Below are 1,214 nucleotides of genomic sequence, written 5' to 3'. Positions count from 1 at the left end.
GCCCGCGGCGATCATCCAACCGTGCGGGAGTAGCGGGCTGGCCCCGAAGAATTGGCTCAGGCCGGGTGTCTGGACGACGGCGACCAGTGCCGCGAGGGAGACCAGCGCACACCCCACGACCAGTGGTGTACGGCCGCGCACGACCAGGGTCTGTCCGAGTTGGGCGGCGACCAGCGCCACGAGTGCGATCGTGTTGGCCTGGCGCACGGTGCCGGTCGCTCTGCCCAGGGTCCACGCACCGATCGCGGCCCCGGCGGTGACCGCGGCGCGGCGGTAGATGTCGCGGGTCAGCGCCGCTCCCAGGGATACCTCGGGGCCTTCGGCCAGCAGCATCTCCGCGGTGATCGTGGGCGGTGGCCTGACCGCGATCGCCATTGCCGGGAGGATGTCTGTGAGCAGGTTGACCAGCAGCAGCTGCCGGGCGTTGAGGCTGCCCCCACCGTTGATCAGACCGGTGACGACGGTAAAGCCGATCTCCCCGAGGTTTCCGCCGAGCAGGATGGCCAGCGAGTCGCGCACCGATGCCCACATGGCGCGGCCTTCCACGATGGCGTCGACGATGGTCTCGATACGGTCGTCGGTGACCACGAGGTCGGCGGCCTCGCGCGCCGCGGGGGTCGCGCGCTCCCCCAGCGCGATGCCGATATCGGCCAACCGGATCGCGGGCGCGTCGTTGGCGCCGTCCCCGGTCACCGCGACCACACGGTCGTTGCGCTGCAGGGCGTCGACGATGCGCGCCTTCTGCGCCGGGCTGACCCTCGCGAACACCGCGACGGTGGTTACTTCCGCCGCCAGCTGGTCGTCGTCGAGGGCGTCTAGTTCGGTGCCGGTCATGACACGGCGCTCGTTGAGGGCGTTGAGTTCGGCGGCGATCGCCTCGGCGGTGCTGGGGTGATCGCCGGTGACCATCACGACCTCGACACCTGCCTGCTGGAGCTGTGCGACGGCGGCGGCCGCGGTGGGCCGCACCGGGTCGGCCAGCGCGACGAAACCGATCAGCCGCAGATCCCGGATCCGGGACTCGTCGAGATCACTGCGGTCCGAGGCGGCCCGCTCGGCGACAGCCAGCACCCGGTAGCCCTGCCGGGCGAGGTCTTCGACAACGCGCTCGACGCCTCGACGAGCGGTCTCCTCCAGCGGCACGTCGCCATCTGGTCTGCGCCACCGGGTGCACTGGGCCAGCACGATCTCCGGGGCGCCTTTCACGCTCAGCA

General features: G+C 71.2%; 1 protein-coding gene. It reads right to left on the bottom strand.

Annotation, left to right across the window (positions count from 1 at the left end; translation table 11 throughout):
- On the bottom strand, positions 1-1,214 hold a 1,214-nt coding region (locus tag ACWDKQ_RS35750; RefSeq protein ID WP_450143169.1), incomplete at both ends, for an HAD-IC family P-type ATPase.

Source organism: Saccharopolyspora sp. NPDC000995 (assembly GCF_053599315.1).
The sequence above is the reverse complement of the archived record's forward strand: the minus strand, read 5'-3'. Positions and strand labels throughout refer to the sequence as shown.